Annotated in this window: 4 protein-coding genes; all 4 read right to left on the bottom strand. The window is 75.5% G+C overall.

Annotated elements, in window-relative coordinates; genetic code table 11:
- Positions 1-45: 45 nt before the first annotated feature.
- Complete coding sequence (locus tag ACZ50K_RS20250) at positions 46-1,338, bottom strand: MFS transporter (RefSeq protein WP_468904743.1); 1,293 nt, start codon at positions 1,336-1,338, stop codon at positions 46-48.
- Positions 1,339-1,370: 32 nt separating this feature from the next.
- Positions 1,371-2,720: a cytochrome P450 gene (locus ACZ50K_RS20245; RefSeq protein ID WP_468904741.1), complete on the bottom strand. Its 1,350-nt coding sequence runs from the start codon at positions 2,718-2,720 to the stop codon at positions 1,371-1,373.
- A complete protein-coding gene (locus ACZ50K_RS20240) occupies positions 2,717-10,162 on the bottom strand; it encodes an amino acid adenylation domain-containing protein (RefSeq protein ID WP_468904739.1) in 7,446 nt (2,481 codons plus the stop codon). The genes ACZ50K_RS20245 and ACZ50K_RS20240 overlap by 4 nt, the downstream gene beginning before the upstream one ends.
- 225 nt (positions 10,163-10,387) lie before the next feature.
- Positions 10,388-16,729 (bottom strand): amino acid adenylation domain-containing protein, encoded by a 6,342-nt coding sequence (locus tag ACZ50K_RS20235; protein ID WP_468904736.1) that lies wholly within the window; start codon positions 16,727-16,729, stop codon positions 10,388-10,390.
- Positions 16,730-16,967: the final 238 nt, after the last annotated feature.

Raw genomic sequence — 16,967 nt, 5'->3', positions numbered from 1 at the left:
GTTGAGAAGTAGTCAAGCCTCCGAAGTGGCTTGAAGGCTTCTCGGTCAGCGCATCTCGCGGACCGGGCGGGAGGCCAGGACGGCGACCGCGGTGACGCCCAGCACCGCCGCCGAGAGGGCGAACATCGGGCCGGTGCCGGACTGGGCCAGGGCCCCGCACAGCACCAGGGAGAGCGGGGCCACGGCGTAGCCGAGGACCATGTCCACCGAGATCACCCGGCTCAGCACCGAGCCGTCGATGTTCCGCTGGATCCAGCTGAGCCCGAACACCCCCTGGAACCCCATGCCGAAGCCCATCACCAGGACGGTCAGCAGGGCGGCCGCCGTGTCGTCGACGAGGCCCAGGACCCCGGAGCCGACCGCCAGCCAGCCGGCCAGCGCGGCGATCAGCAGGCCCACCCGGGGCCGGCCGGCCATCGCCCCGCCGACCAGGGTGCCGAGCATGGCGCCGCCGGCCAGGGCGCCGTTGAGCAGGCCCAGGGTGGTCGAGCCGCCCTGGAGGTCGACCTTGGCGAGGGTGGCGAATCCGACCGTGAAGGGGCCCGCCTGGCAGAAGGTGACGGCCATGTCGATGGCCAGGATGGTGCGGATCCGCGGGTCCTCCCAGGCGTAGCGCAGACCGGCCTTGATCCGGCTGCCCAGCGAGTCCACCGGGGCGGCGGGCCCCTTCGCCGCCGCGGGCTCCGGCTCCGGGTCCTCCCCGGCCGCGAGGGCCGCCTCCCGGGCGGTCTCGCGGAGGGTGCGGATGCGGGACACGCACAGCCCGCAGAGGGCGAAGCAGACCGCGTCCACCAGGAAGGCCACGTGCGCGTCGGAGAAGGCCACCACCATGCCGCCGACCGCCGGGCCGAGGATCGCCGACACCTTGGTGCCCACCCCCAGCAGGGCGTTGGCCGGGGGCAGCATCTCCTTGTCCACCACCGAGGGCAGGATCGAGGCCCGGGCCGGCTGGAAGAACGCGTCCACCGCCCCGAAGGCCGCGGCGGCCGCGCACAGCAGCCACACGTTCAGCGCGCCCGCCATCCCGGCCAGGCCCACCGCCGCCATCAGGACGGCCCGGGCCCAGCTGGAGAACTTCATCAGGGTGCGGCTGGACCACTTGTCGCTCAGCGAGCCGCCGACCAGGGTCAGCAGGGCCCGCGGTATCGCCTGGCAGGCCAGCACCCAGCCGAGGGCCAGGGTGGAGCCGGTCAGACCCAGGGTGATCCAGGAGAACGCGATGTAGCTGAAGCCGTCGCCGAGCAGCGACAGCGACTGCCCCAGCCACAGCAGCCGGAACGACGGCTGCCGGGCGGGTGTCCACAGCCGGGAGCCGGCGCTCGCCAGGGTGCTTGCCATGGTCGGATTCCTTCGGTTCGGCGGTGCGGGGGTCAGTAGCGGATGGGCAGGGCGGTCATCGCCCGGTTGAGCAGGGACAGCTGCCAGGTGTGCCCGACGTCGACGAGCTCCAGCCCCGGGTACTCGCGGACCAGGACGTCGACCACCGCGCAGGCCACCAGCCGGGCCAGGGCGGCACCGATGCAGAAGTGGGCGCCGAACCCGAAGCCGAGGTGCGAGGCGCTGCCCCGGGCGACCCGGAACACGTCCGGGTCGGCGAAGCGCTCCGGGTCCCGGTTGGCGGCCGCCGTCACCAGGAACAGCCGGTCCCCGGAGTGCACGGCCCGCCCGTCGAGGTCGAAGTCCCGGGCGGCGGTCCGGATCGACATCTTCGACGGCCCGTCGAACCGCATCGCCTCCTCCACCGCCATCGGCACCAGCTTCGGGTTCTCCCGTACGGCGGCCAGCTCCTCCGGGTGCCGCAGCAGCGCCAGCAGGGCGTTGACGATCAGGTTGCTGGTGGTCTCGCCGCCGGCGAAGGCCATCTGGGTGAGCATCCCGACGAACTCCTCCTCGGTGACCGAGGAGCCGATCTGGCCGCCCGCCAGCACCGAGCTGATCAGGTCGTCCTTGGGGTCCGCGCGGCGCTGCCGGACGAGGTCGGCGAGATAGTCCTCCAGGTTCACCAGCGACTGGAGCGAGGTGCGGTACTCGCGCTCCTCCTGGGCCGCGCCCAGCACCAGGTCGCCGACCCGGGCGTTCCAGTACCAGAACGAGGGGTGGTGGGCCTGCGGGACGCCCAGCCAGCGGCCGAACACCAGGGCCGGCAGCGGCCGGGCGATGTCCGCGACCAGGTCGCCGACGGTGCCGGGCACCGCCCGGCGGGCCAGCATGGCCCGGGTCGCCCGCTCCACGAAGCCCCGGTAGCGGACGATGGCGCGGGCGGCGAACTGCTCCTGGAACACCTGGCGCAGCCGCCGGTGCTGGGGGGCGTCGTTGAACACCATCCAGCGGGACAGGATCCCGAAGGCCCGCTCGGCGTCCTCCCGGGCCCCCTCCGGCACGGCGTCCATCAGCGGCCGCACCCGCTCGGCGGAGACAGCCGAATCACGCAGGCAGCGCATCAGCGGGGTGTGCCCGGTGACCAGCCAGGCCCGGTGCATGGCGCTCCAGTACACCGGGTCGTGGTCCCGGAGGGAGTTGAGGTAGCCGTACGGTTCGGCGTTGACGGCCGGGTCCAGCAGGTACCGCTCGGTGAACGGGCCGGCCGGGCGCACGGCGGCCAGGGCGGCCGGGGCGGCGGGGGCCGGGAGGTCGGCGGCGGTGGCCCCGGTGAAGGGGCACACCCCGGCGGGGGCGCCGGCCGGCGCGGTCCGGGTCTGCTCGGTGTCGGTGAGGGTCATCGCCGGGCCTCCGCCTGGGTCGTGTGGGTGGGGATGCTCTTGATCGTGTCGAGCAGGGCCGCGGTCCGCGGCATCAGGCGTTCGGACATCATCGACATGTGGTCGCCCTCGGTGATGTGGACGGTGAGGCCGTCCCGGGCGAGGGCCCGCCAGCGGGCCACGTACGTCGGGTAGTCCACGTCCAGGCCGGGCATCGGCTCGCCGTCGGGCAGTCCGGCCGCCTCCGAGCCGACCACCAGGTGGATGTGGCCCGGGTAGGGGCGCAGTTCGTAGCGGGCCAGGGCGACCAGCAGCGAGTGCCACACCTCGATCGGGGCGTTCTCGACCAGGGCCGCCTCGCTGGGGCTCATGTCGGCCGCCAGCAGCTGGGCGGTCAGCTCGGCCACCGCCGTGTCGCGTTCCGCCGAGGCGGGCAGGGCCCGGACCCGGTCGCGCAGCCGCAGCGCGGACTCCAGCTCCCGGCCGACCCCTTCGAGGCGGGCGCGGGCGGCCGGGTTGGGCAGATAGGGCTCGACCAGGACCAGGGGTTCCACCCGGTGTCCGGCCTCGTGCAGCTGGGTGGCCATCTCCAGGGCGATGTTGGCGCCCATGGACCAGCCGAACAGGTCGTGCGGGCCCTCGGCGCCGTGCGCGGTGATCTCCGCGACGTAGTTCGCGGCGATCCCGGGCAGGTCGGCCGGGTCGAGGCCGCCGAGCAGGCCGCGGGCCTGGAAGGCGTGGACCGGGCGGCCCGGGGCCAGCATCCGGGCGAGCGGCACGTACCAGGCGGCGCTGCCGCCGGTCGGGTGCACGCACCACAGCGGGGAGCCCTCGCCGGTCCGCAGCCGGACCTCCGAGCGGACCTCCGCCGGCCCGAGGGAGGCGGCGGCGGCCGCCGCGGTGGCGCGTTCGGCGAGCGCGGCGACGGTGGGCGCCTCGATCAGGTCGCGGACCGAGACCGGCAGCCCCCGGGAGGAGGCCTGGGCGGCCACCCGGACGGTGGACAGGGAGCTTCCGCCGAGCCGGAAGAAGTCGTCGTGCACCCCGATCCCGGGGATGCCGAGCACATGGCTCCACACCTCGGCCAGCACCGTCTCGGCCGGGGTCCGCGGGGCGGTGTACGGGGCGCCGGAGTCGGCGCGTTCCACCGCGGGCAGCGGCAGCGCCGGCTTGTCGATCTTGCCGCTGCTGTTGACCGGCAGCGCGTCCAGGAACACGAACCGGCCGGGCACCATGTACTCGGGCATCTGCCCGCGCAGCGCCTGCCGCAGTGGCTCCCCGGCGGACCGGTCGGCGGGCTGTCCGTCGTGCGCCACCACATAGGCGACCAGGGCCGGTTCGCCGCCCGGCAGGTCCCGCCGCAGCAGCACCACGGCCTGGCGGACCTGCGGGAGCTCGCGCAGCCGGTGCTCGATCTCGCCGAGCTCGATCCGGAAGCCGCGCAGCTTGATCTGGCTGTCCCGGCGGCCCAGCCACTCCACGGTGCCGTCCGGCCGCTGGGCGCCGATGTCGCCGGTGCGGCAGAGCCGGTCGCCGGGGGCGCCGTACGGGTCGGGCACGAAGGTGGCGGCGGTCAGCTCGGGGCGGCCCAGATAGCCGGGGCCCACGCAGGCGCCGCCCAGGTAGATCTCGCCGGGGACGCCGACCGGGACCGGCCCCATGTCCTCGTCCAGCACGTACATCCGGGTGTTGCGGATGGGCCGGCCCACCGGCGGCCGGACCGTGTCCGGGGTGAGGGTGGCGGCCACCGACCACACGGTGGTCTCGGTCAGCCCGTAGATGTTGATGAAGCGGCGGCCCCGGGACCAGGTCCGGGCCAGTTCGGCCGGGCAGGCCTCGCCCGCCACCTGGAGGACCGCCAGGTCGGGGAACCGGTCCTCGCCGAGGACGGCCAGGGCGCTGGGCGGCAGCATGGTGCCGGTGATGCCGTAGGAGAGGAGGGTCTCGGCCAGGTCGGGGCCGGGCCGCAGCGCCTCCTTGGGCACGGTGCACAGCCGGCCGCCGTTGGCCAGCGACCAGGTCAGCTCCAGGATGGAGGCGTCGAAGGTGAAGGAGGCGAACTGCAGCACCCGGTCCCCGGCGGACGGCGCGAACAGGTCCCGCTGCCCCTCCAGCATGTTGGTCAGCCCGCGGTGGGCGATGGCCACGCCCTTGGGGGTGCCGGTGGAGCCCGAGGTGTAGATCACGTACGCCGTGTTCCCGGGGTCGGTCCCGGCCCGGACCGGCCGGCGGGCCCCGCCCCCGCTCGCGTCCTCCGTCCCGGCGTCCGGGGCGTCAGCGACGTCGGCGGTGTCCGGGACGTCGAGGAACAGAACGGTTCCCTCGAAGGGCACCGTGCCGGCCAGCGCGGACTGGGTCAGCAGCAGCCGCATCCCGCTGTCCGAGGCGGTGAACGCCAGCCGCTCGGTGGGGTGCTGCGGGTCCATCGGCAGGAAGGCGCCGCCCGCCTTGAGCACGCCCAGGGCCGCCCGGACCAGGTCCGGGCCCCGCTCCACGCAGATCCCGACGACCACCTCGGGTCCCACCCCGAGCCCTTGCAGCCGGACCGCCAGCCGCTCGGCGGCGGAGTCCAGTTCGGCGTAGGAGATCTCTCCTCCGGGGTGCGCCACCGCCACCGCGTCCGGGGTGCGGGCGGCGTGCCCGGCCACCAGCTCGTGGAACATCAGCTCGGTGCCCGGGAGTTCGGGGCCGCGCGCCCATTCGCCCAGGGCCCGTTCGCGGGCCTCCCCGGTGATCGCCGGCCGGGTCACCGGCGCCTCGGGCGCCCCCGTCATCGTCTCCAGGACCGTGCACAGCAGGTCGGCGAGGGCGTCGGCGGTGGCGGGCGCCAGGTACTCGGGGTCGGCGTCCAGCTGGAAGCCGTCCACGCTGGCGTTCACCAGCAGCGGGAACATGGTGCGGGCGATCTCCAGGGAGCCGTCCCAGCTGTCCCCGGACAGCCGGTGGAAGTTGACGAAGTTGAAGATGGCCTCCACCAGGGCCGGTTCGCCCGGCCGCAGCTGCTGGAGCCGGACCAGCGGCACCCGCCGGTGCGGCAGCATCTCCTGCTCGGCCTCGAACACCGACCGGACGTAGTCGAGCCAGCTGCCCTCCGGCCGCCGCACCCCGAACGGCACGGTGTTGAGGAACAGCCCGCGCATCCGGTCGCCGCCGGACAGCTCCGGCCGGCCGTTGGTGACCAGCCCGATGGCGTGCCCCAGGTGCCCGGCGGTGTCGGCGTCCGGCTCGGCGAACAGGCTCATGGTGTGGTGGAACGCGGCGACCAGCACGGTCCGGCGCGGCACCCCGGCCAGTTTCGCCAGCCGGCCGATCGGCTCGGCCAGCCGGGCGTAGGACCGCTTGATCTCGTACACCGGCTGCTCGTCGGCCCCGGCAGCGGCCCCGCGCCGGGGGAACCGGACCGGCCGCAGGTCGCTCAGGGCCGTCCGCCAGTAGCGCAGCCCCTCCTCGTCCTCCAGGGCGGCCCGCTCCAGGGCCACGTACTCGGCGAACCGGGGGGACGGCGCCAGTTCCGGGGTGCGGCGGTGGGCGACGGCCTGCCGGTGCAGGTCCAGCAGGTCCGCGATCAGCGAGGTCAGGCTCCAGCCGTCGAGGACCACATGGCAGTCGGTGAGGGTGAGCCGCAGCTCGGTGTCGGCGATCCGGTGCAGATGGATCCGGATCAGCGGCGGGGCGGCCAGGTCGAAGCGGCGGCCGAACTCCTCCTGTACGAAACGGCGCAGGGCCGCCTTCTGCTGCTCCAGGGCCAGTCCGCGCAGATCGCTGTAGCCGACCGGGACGTGCGCGGTGCGGTGCACCAGCTGGAGCGGCTCGGAGAAGGACACCAGGTCGATGGAGGTGCGCAGGATGCCGTGCCCGGCCACCACCGTGTCCACGGCCGCCTGGAACGCCCCGAGGTCGAAGCCCTCCGGCACCGTGATCTTCAGGTCGGTGACGTTGTGGTAGGCGCCGCGCCGCTCGTCGGCGAGCATCTCGTGCAGCATGCCGGCCTGGAGCATGGTCAGCGGGTAGGCGTCCTCCAGTCCTTCCGGCAGCCGGGCCGCGTCGGCCTCGGACAGCTGGGAGAACGGGGCGACCGGCTCGGGTCCGGCCCCGTCGGCGGTCTTCGCCGCCCGGGCCAGATCGGCCAGCGTACGGGCCCGGAACAGGTCCGGGACGGTCAGCGCGAGACCGGCCGAGCGGGCCCGCCCGATCACCTGGAGGGCCAGGATGGAGTCCCCGCCCAGATCGAAGAAGTTCGCGGTGGAGCCGACCCGTTCGGTGCCCAGGACCTCCGCCCAGATCCCGGCGAGGGTCTCCTCCACGGGTCCGGCCGGGGCGGTGTACCCGGCGGGCGCGGCCGTGCCCTCGGCGGCGAGCGCCACCAGCGCCTTGCGGTCCACCTTGCCGTTCGCGGTGATCGGCAGCCGGGTGTGCCGGACGAACAGCGCCGGGACCATGTACTCGGGCAGGGTCAGCCGCAGCCGGTCGCGGAGGTCCGCGGCGTCCAGCGGGCGGCCCTCGGTCAGCACCACATGGGCGACCAGCCGGGCCCCGCCGTGCCCGTCGGGGCGGGCCACCACGGCCGCGTCCCGGACCCCGGGCAGGGACCGCAGCCCGGTCTCGATCTCCCCGGGCTCGATGCGGAACCCGCGGATCTTGACCTGGTGGTCGGCGCGCCCGCAGTAGGCCAGCTGCCCGTCCGGGAGCACCCGGACCAGGTCCCCGGTGCGGTACATCCGGGTGTCGCCGGGGCCGAAGGGGTCCAGCGGGAAGCGTTCGGCGGTCAGTTCGGGCCGGTTGCGGTAGCCGCGGGCCACTCCGCCGCCGGCCACGTACAGCTCGCCGACGGTGCCGCGCGGCACCAGCCGGCCGGCCCGGTCCAGCACGTAGCCGTGCTGCCCGGCCAGCGGGCGGCCGATCGGCGAGTAGACCGGGGAGTGCGGGTCCTGCTCGGTGATCAGCCGGTAGGTGACGTGCACCGTGGTCTCGGTGATCCCGTACATGTTGACCAGGGCGGGCCTGCGGTCGGCCGGCACCGCGAACCAGTCGCGGTAGTCGCGGGTGTCGAAGGCGTCCCCGCCGAAGACCACCGTGCGCAGCGCCAGCTCGGCGAACTCGGCGCCCTGCTGGGCCAGATGGGCGCGCAGGCCCTTGAAGGCGGCCGGGGTCTGGTTGAGGACGGTGACCCGCTCCTCGCGGAGCACCGCGTGCACCGCGGCCGGGTCGCGGACCTCGTCCTCGGTGAGCACCACCACCCGGCCGCCGGAGGTCAGCGGGCCCCACAGCTCCCAGACGGAGAAGTCGAAGGCGGGGGAGTGGACCAGGGTCCAGACGTCGTCCGGGCCGAAGGAGAAGTGCCGGTCGGCGGCGTCGAACAGCCAGGCCGCGTTGGAGTGGGTGATCTCCACGCCCTTGGGCTGCCCGGTGGAGCCGGAGGTGTAGATCACGTAGGCGAGGGAGTCCGGTCCGGGGCGGACGGCCGCCAGATCGGCCGCGTCGGCCGCGTCGGCCGCGCCGGCTCCGGCTGCGGCTCCGGTGCCGGTGCCGGTTCCCGGGGCGGCCTGGTCCAGGTCGATCACCCCGACCGGGAGCCCGTCCAGGGCCTCCCGGCCGGTCGCGTCGGCGACCACCCACTCCACCCCGGCGTCCGCGACGGTGAACTCCCGGCGGGCCCGCGGGTGCGCAGGGTCCAGCGGCAGATAGGCCGCCCCGGCCCGCCACACGCCGAGCAGGGCCACCGCCAGGTCCACCGACCGGCCCAGGCAGACGCCCACCAGGGACTCCGGTCCGATCCCCGCCGCCCGCAGCCGTCCGGCCAGCGCCCGGGAGCCGGCGTCGAGTTCGGCGTAGGTCAGGGTCCGGCCGCCGCCGGAGACGGCCACCGCGCCGGGGGTCCGCCGGACCTGCTCGTCCACCCGGTCCAGGGCCGGGCGGGGGGCGGGCCGGGGGGTCTGCTCCAGCGGCCGGTTGGCCGGGCCGTCCGGCCCGAGGAGCTCGCCGATCTCGGTGTCGGTGAGCAGGGCCATCTCGCTCAGCGGGACGCTCGGCACCAGGGTGAAGGCGCGGAGCACGGCCACCGTGTGGGCGGCCAGCCGGGCCACCGACTCCGCGTCGTACAGGTCGGGGCGGTAGACGAAGCGGAGGGTCTGGCGGCCGTCCTTCTCGAACACGTCGAGGGTGAGGTCGAACTTGGCGGTGGTGAGGTCGACGGGGAAGACCGCGCCGGCCGCGCCGCCCAGGGCGTACGAGCCGGTCCCGGCGGCGGTGTGCGTGTACAGCACCTGGAACAGCGGGTTGCGGGAGAGGTCGCGGTCCGGGCTGAGCTCGTCCACGATCCGCTCGAAGGGAAGGCCCTGGTGGGAGAGGGCGCCGAGCACCGTCTCCCGGGTGCGGGCCAGCAGTTCGGCGGAGGTCGGGTCGCCGGACAGGTCGGTGCGCAGCACCAGGGTGTTCACGAAGAACCCGACGAGCCGTTCGGTCTCCGGCCGGTCGCGGTTGGCGACCACGGTGCCGACCGCGATGTCCTCCAGGCCGCTGTGGAAGGACAGCGCCGCCTGGAAGGCCGCCAGGACGGTCATGTAGGGGGTGGTGTCGGCGCGTTCGCCGGCCGCGGCCAGGGCGGCCGTCAGCTCGGCGGGGAGCTCCTCGCTGTGCAGGGCGCCGACCGAGGAGCGGACGGCGGGCCGGGGACGGTCGGCGGGCAGCTCCAGCGGGGTCAGTCCGGCCAGCGTGGAGCGCCAGTAGCCGAGGTCGGCGCTCTCGTCGGTGCCGCGCTGCCAGACCGCGTAGTCGGTGTAGTCGATCGGCTGCGGGGCCAGTCGGGGTGCCTCGCCGGCGGTGCGGGCCCGGTAGAGCTCGCGGAGGTCGGCCATCAGGATGTCCAGGGACCAGCCGTCCGAGACGATGTGGTGCATGGCGAGGACCAGGACGTGGTCCTCCTCGGCGATCCGCAGCAGGGTGGCCCGGAAGGCGGGCTCGGCCGCCAGGTCGAAGGGGCGGACGGCCAGCTGCCGGACGGTCTCCGCGACGGCTTCCGGCCCGGTGCCGGCGGCCCCGTCGGGCAGCACCCGGAGGTCCAGTCCGGCCCCGTCGGCGGGCAGCACCCGCTGGGAGGGCAGCCCGTCCCGGTCGGGGAAGACCACCCGCAGCTGCTCGTGCCGGGCGACCAGGTCGGCGACCGCCCCGTCGAGGGCGGCCACGTCCAGCGGTCCGGTGAACCGCCAGGCGGCGGGCATCAGGTACTCCACCCCGCCGGGATCGAGCTGGTCGAGGAAGTACAGCCGCTGCTGGGCCGCCGACAGCGGGGCCTCCTCGGGGCGCGGGTCCAGCCGCGGGATCCCGGCCGGAGCGGCGGCGGCGGCCTTGCCGCGGAGCCGGCGCTCCAGCAGGGCGCGGGCGGCCGGGGAGAGACCGCCGGCGGCGGGCTGGGCCTGGGCGGTGGGCTGCGCCGTGGTGGTGGTCTCGGCCTGGGTGGTGGTCATGGCGGGTCCGTCCAATCAGGGAGGTCGTACGGTTCGGGGGGCGCTCCGAGGCCCGCGTCGGGGCCGGGCGGCGCGATGCGCCGGCGGCCGGCCCGGGGGGCCGTCGAGGAGCGCTGGGGGAGGGGTGCCGGCGGGGCCCGGCGGCCCGCTGTGCGCGGGTCCGCCGGGGCGCGGGGCGGGGGCGGAACGGGGCGGGGCGGAACGGGTGGGACGCGGTGGCGCGGGCTAGAAGTCGGTCAGCGGGAAGTCGTCCGTCAGCGACAGGTCGATCTCGTCGTCGCTCATGTCGGCGATCAGGGCGATGAGTTTGCGTTCCACCTCGACGGCGAGCCGCTCCACCGTCGGGTGGTCGAACAGGTCGCGGACCTGCATCTCGCAGTCGAAGGCGGTCCGCATCCGGGAGGCGACCGCCACCGCGCGCAGCGAGTGCCCGCCCAGGGCGAAGAAGTCGTCCCGGACGCCGACCTCCGGCAGGCCCAGCACCTCGGCCCAGATCTGGGCCGTCACCACCTCGGTCGGGGTGCGGGGCGGCACCGCGTCGGCGGCGGCCGGGAGTTCCGGATCGGGCAGCGCGGCCGTGTCCAGCTTGCCCTGGACGGTCCGCGGGAGTTCGTCCAGGACCACGAACGAGGCGGGCACCATGTAGCCGGGGAGCAGCGACCGGCAGTGCGCGGCCAGTGCCCCGGGGTCCAGGCCGGGCCGGCCGGCCGCGTAGCCGACCAGGGCGCGGTCCCCGCGCAGTTCGCGGACCAGGACGGCTGCCGCGTGCACCTCCTCGTGGCGTTCCAGGACCGACTCCACCTCGCCGAGTTCGATGCGGAACCCGCGGATCTTGACCTGGTGGTCGGTGCGGCCGAGGAAGTCGAGTTCCCCGGAGGGCAGTCGGCGGACGATGTCGCCGGTGCGGTAGAGCCGGCCGCCCGGGGTGCTCCCGAACGGGTCGGGGACGAACCGTTCCGCGGTGAGCTCCGGCTGTCCCAGGTAGCCGCGGGCGAGTTCGGGTCCGCCGACGAGGAGTTCGCCGGGAACTCCGAAGGGGACGAGGCGGTCGTGCGCGTCCACCACGTAGGTGCGGCGGGCTCCCCAGGCGGTGCCGATCGGGACCCGGCCGTCGACCGGGCCGGTCACCAGGTGGGAGGTGCACGAGATGACGGTCTCGGTGGGCCCGTAGGTGTTCTGGAAGGGGGTGTCGGGGAGTGCGGCGAACCAGTGGGCCAACGGGGCCGCCGGCAGGGTCTCGCCGCCGGTGACGGCCAGCCGCAGGCTCTTCAGGTCGCCCGCGACCCCGTCCAGCCGGGCGATGATCTCCTCCCAGTAGGAGGGGGTGGCCTCCATCACGGTGACCCCCTCGGCCCGGACCCGGGCGGCGAGCTCCTCCACCGTCCAGACCTCGTCCGGCCGGATCACCAGCGTGGCGCCGGCTCCGAGGGCGGGCAGGATCTGCTCCAGCGAGGCGTCGAAGGAGAACGAGGCCAGGTTCATCACCCGGTCCGCGGCGGTGATCCCGAACCGTTCCCGGGCGGCCAGCGCGTGGGCGGCCACCGCGTGGTGCTCCACCCCGACCGCCTTGGGGCGGCCGGTGGAACCGGAGGTGAAGATGACGCAGGCCAGTTCCCGGGGCCCGGGGACGTGCCGGGGGGCGTCGGGGTCGGGCAGCACCCCGTCGAAGGAGACGGTGGGCACCCCCAGCCCGGCGGCCGCCGTGGCGGCCGCCCCGTCGGTGACCACGCAGCGCACCCCGGCCCGCTCCACCATGTACCGGAGCCGGTCCTCGGGCAGTTGCGGGTCCAGCGGGACGTACACCCCGCCGGCCCGCCAGATCGCGGCCATCGCCGCCACCGAGCGGATCCCGCGCCGCAGGCAGACGCCCACCGGGACCTCCGGGCCGGCTCCGGCGGCGGTCAGCCGCCGGGCCAGGCCGCCGGTCAGCGCATCCAGCTCGCCGTACCGCAGGGACTCCTCCCCGCAGACCAGGGCGACCGACTCCGGGTCCCCCTGGACGGTGAACGGCGGCACCCCGGAGACGAGCCCGGCGCCGGACTCCGCCTCTCCCGAGAGGAGCGCGGCCCGCTCGGCGGCCGGCAGCAGTTCCAGCCGGCCCACCGGGGCCGCCGGGTCGGCCAGCACCGACTCCAGCAGCCGGCCCACGTGCCGGGCGAACCGGGTGACGGTCTCCGGGTCGAACAGGTCGACGGCGTACTCCACGTTGAGCGCGAACCGGTCCGGATAGAGCAGGAAGGTGGCCGTCATGTCGAACTTGGCGGATCCCCAGGGGAGCGGGAAGTAGTCCACGTCCAGGCCCTCGACCCGGGGACCGCCGGTGGAGCTCTCCTGTACGTCGAACATCACCTGGAACAGCGGGTTGCGGGCGGGGTCGCGCTCCGGCCGGAGCTGCTCCACCAGCCGCTCGAACGGCACCTCCTGGTGGTCGAAGGCGCCCAGCACGGACTCCTTGACCCGGCCCAGGTACTCCTCGAAGGTGGGCTCCCCGGAGAGGTCGCCGCGCAGCACCACCGTGTTCACCAGCAGCCCCACCAGGCGCTCCAGCTCCAGCTGGCCGCGGCCGGCCACCGGGCTGCCCACCGCCACGTCCTCCTGCCCCGACCAGCGGGACAGCACGATCTGGGTGACCGCCAGCAGCAGGATGAACCGGCTCACCCCGAACCGCCGGGCCAGCTCGCCCAGCCCGTCCGCCAGCTCCGGGGCCAGGTCCACCTCCACCGCGGCCCCCCGGCCCGACCAGCCGGCCGGGCGCGGCCGGTCGGTCGGCAGCTCCAGCACCGGGACCCCGGCGAGGTTCTCCTCCCAGTACGCCAGCTGGTCCTCCAGCACCCCGCCGGCCAGCCGCTCCCGCTGCCAGACCGCGAAGTCCCCGTACTGCACGGGCACCGGCGGGAGTTCCGGCAGCCGGCCCGCCAGCCGGGCCCGGTAGCCCTCGGCCAGCTCGCCGATCAGGATGTCCTTGGACCAGCCGTCGGTGGCCACGTGGTGGAAGGCGATCACCGACACGTGGTCCTCGCCGCCCAGCTCCCACACCCCGGCCCGCAGCAGCGGCGGATCCGCCAGGTCGAACCGGCGGGTGGCGAAGGCCACCGCCTCCTCCCGCACCCGCTCCAGCCGGGCCTCCTCGGCGGCCGGGTCCGCGGCCGGGCCGGCGGGCGGCGCCGTGTGCCAGGAGACCGGCAGCCGGACCCCGGACACCACCCGCTGGGCGGGCCGGCCGTCCACCTCCACCAGCGCCGTCCGCAGCGCCTCGTGCCGGGACACCAGATCGTCGAGGGCGCCCTGCCAGGCCTCCCGGTCCAGCCGGCCGCGCAGCCGCCAGGAGAACCACAGCACGTACTCGTCACCGGCGTCGGACATCCGGTCCAGGAACCACATCCGCTCCTGGGCGAAGGACAGCGGCAGCGGACCGGACCGGTCCACCGGCACCACGGTCACCGCACCGGCCTGCCGGGCCGCCGCGACCAGCGGCCCGAACAGCCGGATCCGCGGGTTCTCGAACAGGGTCCGCAGCTCGACCTCACGGCCCAGCCGCTCGGCGATCCGGGACACCGCCATGGTGGCCAGCAGCGAGTGCCCGCCCAGGTCGAAGAACCCGTCGTCGATGCCCACCCGGTCCACTCCGAGGACCTCGGCCCAGATCTCCGCGACCACCCGCTCGGTGTCGTCGCGCGGGGCGACGAACTCGGCACCGCCCACCGCCAGGTCCCGCTCCCGGTCCCCGGCGGGGACGGGCAGCGCCGCCCGGTCCAGCTTGCCCGAGGCGTTCACCGGCAGCGCGTCCAGCGCCAGGAACTCGGCCGGCACCCCGTAGTGCGGCAGCCGCTCCGCGCACCAGGCCCGCAGCGCCGCCGGGGCCGGCGGCCCCGCCGGGCCCGCCACCGTGTAGCCGGCCAGCACCAGCCCGCCCGCCGCGTCCGGCACGGCGGCGACCGCGGCGGCCACCACCCCGGGGCACTCCCGCAGCACCGCCTCGACCTCGCCGAGCTCGATCCGGAACCCCCGGATCTTCACCTGGTCGTCGGCCCGGCCCAGGAACTCCAGCCCGCCCGAGGGCAGTCGGCGGACCAGGTCCCCGGTCCGGTACAGCCGGCCGCCGTCCCCGGCGTACGGGTCCGGCACGAACCGGTCCGCGGTCAGGTCCGGGCGGCCCAGATAGCCCCGGGCCAGCTCGGTACCGCCGATCAGCAGCTCCCCGGGCACCCCCTCCGGGACCAGCTCCCCGTACGCGTCGACCACGTACGCCCGGCGGCCGCCCAGCGGCCGGCCGATCGGCACCGGCCCGCCGTCCGTTCCGGCGGCGGTGTGGGTGGTGGCCGTGACCGTGGTCTCCGTGGGGCCGTACGCGTTGACCACCCGGGCCGCCGGGACCGCCGCCAGCCAGGCCGCCAGGGCCCCGGCCGGCACCGCCTCCCCGCCCAGGATCAGCAGCCGCAGCGAGGCCAGCGCGGCGGCCGTCGCCGAGCCCGGGCCGCCGAGCCCGTGCGCCAGCTCGGCCCAGTAGGTGGGCGGCAGGTTGAGCACCGTGACCCCCCGCTCCCGGACCACCTCGGCCACCCGGCCCGGCAGCCACTGCTCGTCCGGGCGGACCACCACGGTGGCCCCGCAGCCCAGCGAGGTCAGCAGCTGGTCGAAGGAGGCGTCGAAGCAGAAGGAGGAGAACGCCAGCACCCGGTCGGCGGCGGTGATACCGAACTCGGCCCGTGCGGCGGCCACGTGCGCGTCCAGCGCCCGGTGCTCCACCCCGACCGCCTTGGGCCGCCCGGTCGACCCGGAGGTGAAGATGACGTACGCCAGCTCCTCCGGCTCGGCCCGGTGGCCGTCCCCGGCGGAGGGCGGCGCGGAGTCCGCCGCCTCCGGCCCGGGCCCGGCCGACAGGGTCGGGGCGCCCAGCGCGGACGCCAGGCAGGCCGTGTCCGGGTCGGTCAGGACCAGCCGGAGGCCGGCCTCCCCGGCCATGAACCGCAGCCGCTCCTCGGGGAGCCCGCGGTCCAGCGGCACGAAGACCCCGCCGGCCCGCCAGACCGCGGCCATCGCCGCCACCGCCGGTATGCCGCGCCGCATCAGCACCCCGACCGGATCACCGGGCCGGACCCCGGCCCCGCGCAGCCGGGCCGCCAGTCCGGCGGTCAGCGCGTCCAGTCCGGCGTACGTCAGGGACTCCTCCCCGCAGACCAGCGCGACCGCCTCCGGCGCGCCCGACACCGCGAACCGGGGGGCCGGGACGGGGGCCGGGTCCGGGGAGCCGGCCGGGCCGGCCAGGGCGATCAGCCGGCGGCGCTCCCCGCCCGGCAGCGGGGCGATCCGGGCCGCGAGCTCCGCGACCGGCCGGCCCGGCTCGGCCACGACCGCGCGCAGCAGCTCCACATAGCCCTCGGTGAACCGCCGCATGGTGTCCGCGTCGAACAGGGCGGTGGCGTACTGGAGCCGGGCGGCGATCCCGCCGTCCGCGGCCAGCCCCAGGTCCAGGAACACGTCCAGCGGGGTGCCGCGCAACGGGGTCCGCACCAGCGCCACGTCCAGGCCGTCCAGCCGGGCCGGTTCCGGCACCGTGTTGAGCAGGGTGAACGAGGCCTGGGCGAGCGGGTGCCGGGACAGGTCCCGCTCCGCCCCCACCACCTTGACCACCCGGTCGAAGGGGGCCTCGAAGTGCGAGAAGTCCTGGAGCGCCCGCCCCCGGACCCGGTCCAGCAGCTCCGCGAAGGTGGGGTCCCCGGACAGGTCGGTGCGCAGCACGATGGTGTTCACGAACGGGCCGATCACTCCGGCGGCCGAGGCCTGGCCGCGGTCGGCCAGGGTGGTGCAGACCGCGATGTCGGTCCGGCCGGAGTAGCGGGCCAGCAGCGCCTGGTACACCGACAGCAGCAGCATGTAGCGGGTGGCGCGGCGTTCCCGGGCCACCCGGTCGACCTCGCCGACCAGTCCGGCCGGCAGGTGGAAGCGGACCACGTCCCCGGCGCCGTCCCAGAACGCCGGGCGGGGCCGGTCGGCGGGCAGGGCCAGCGGGGACACCCCGGTCAGCCGGTCCCGCCAGTAGTCCAGCAGCCGCTCCATGCGGGCGCCGGACAGCCGGCCGGACTCGGCGCGGGCCACGTCGGCGTACTGGAGGGCGGGCGGGGCCACCTCCTCGCCCCGGTAGCCGGCGTCCAGTTCGCGCATCAGCACGTCCCAGGACACCCCGTCCACCGCGATGTGGTGGACCACGATCAGCAGCAGGTGCTCGGCCGGTCCGATCCGGGCCAGGGTGACCCGCATCGGGTGCTCCGCGGCCAGGTCCAGCGGCCGGTCCAGCTCCCGGTCGAAGAGCTCCTCGGCGCAGGCCGCCTCGGTGCGGTCCACCACCAGGGCCCCCGGCGGGTCCACCACCGGGACCGGCTCGCCGTCCACGGCGACGTACCGGGTGCGGAGCACCTCGTGCCGGTCCGCGATTCCGTTCAGCGCGCGCTCCAGCGCCGGGACGTCCAGGTCGCCGCGGATGCGCAGGGCGAGCGGAAGCAGGGAGTCGGCGGAACCCCCGGCGAGCTGGTCGAGGAACCACAGCCTCCGCTGTGCGAACGATGCCACCCGGTCAACCATCACTGTGCCCCTCCAAGCGCGGTGTTTTCCCCAACAGTGCTGTCTGCGGAACACGCTCAACAGGGAAGAAGACGCAGCGGCACGCGCGGCAGTACGCGCAGCCGGGCACGGCGGCGGGGGGGGGGGGGGGGGGGGGGGGGGCGCGGGCGGCCCCCCCCGCGGGGGGGCCGCGGGGCCCGCCCCCCCCCCCCCGGAAACCCCCGGAGCCACAGACAAACAAGCTGAA

It is taken from the genome of Streptomyces sp. NPDC033845 (assembly GCF_055576225.1).
The sequence above is the reverse complement of the archived record's forward strand: the minus strand, read 5'-3'. Positions and strand labels throughout refer to the sequence as shown.

Bases quoted from the DNA above. Each gene is read 5' to 3' on its own strand.
- ACZ50K_RS20250 (WP_468904743.1), bottom strand. From the start codon at position 1,338: ATGGCAAGCACCCTGGCGAGCGCCGGCTCCCGGCTGTGGACACCCGCC.
- ACZ50K_RS20240 (WP_468904739.1), bottom strand. From the start codon at position 10,162: ATGACCACCACCCAGGCCGAGACCACCACCACGGCGCAGCCCACCGCC.
- ACZ50K_RS20245 (WP_468904741.1), bottom strand. From the start codon at position 2,720: ATGACCCTCACCGACACCGAGCAGACCCGGACCGCGCCGGCCGGCGCC.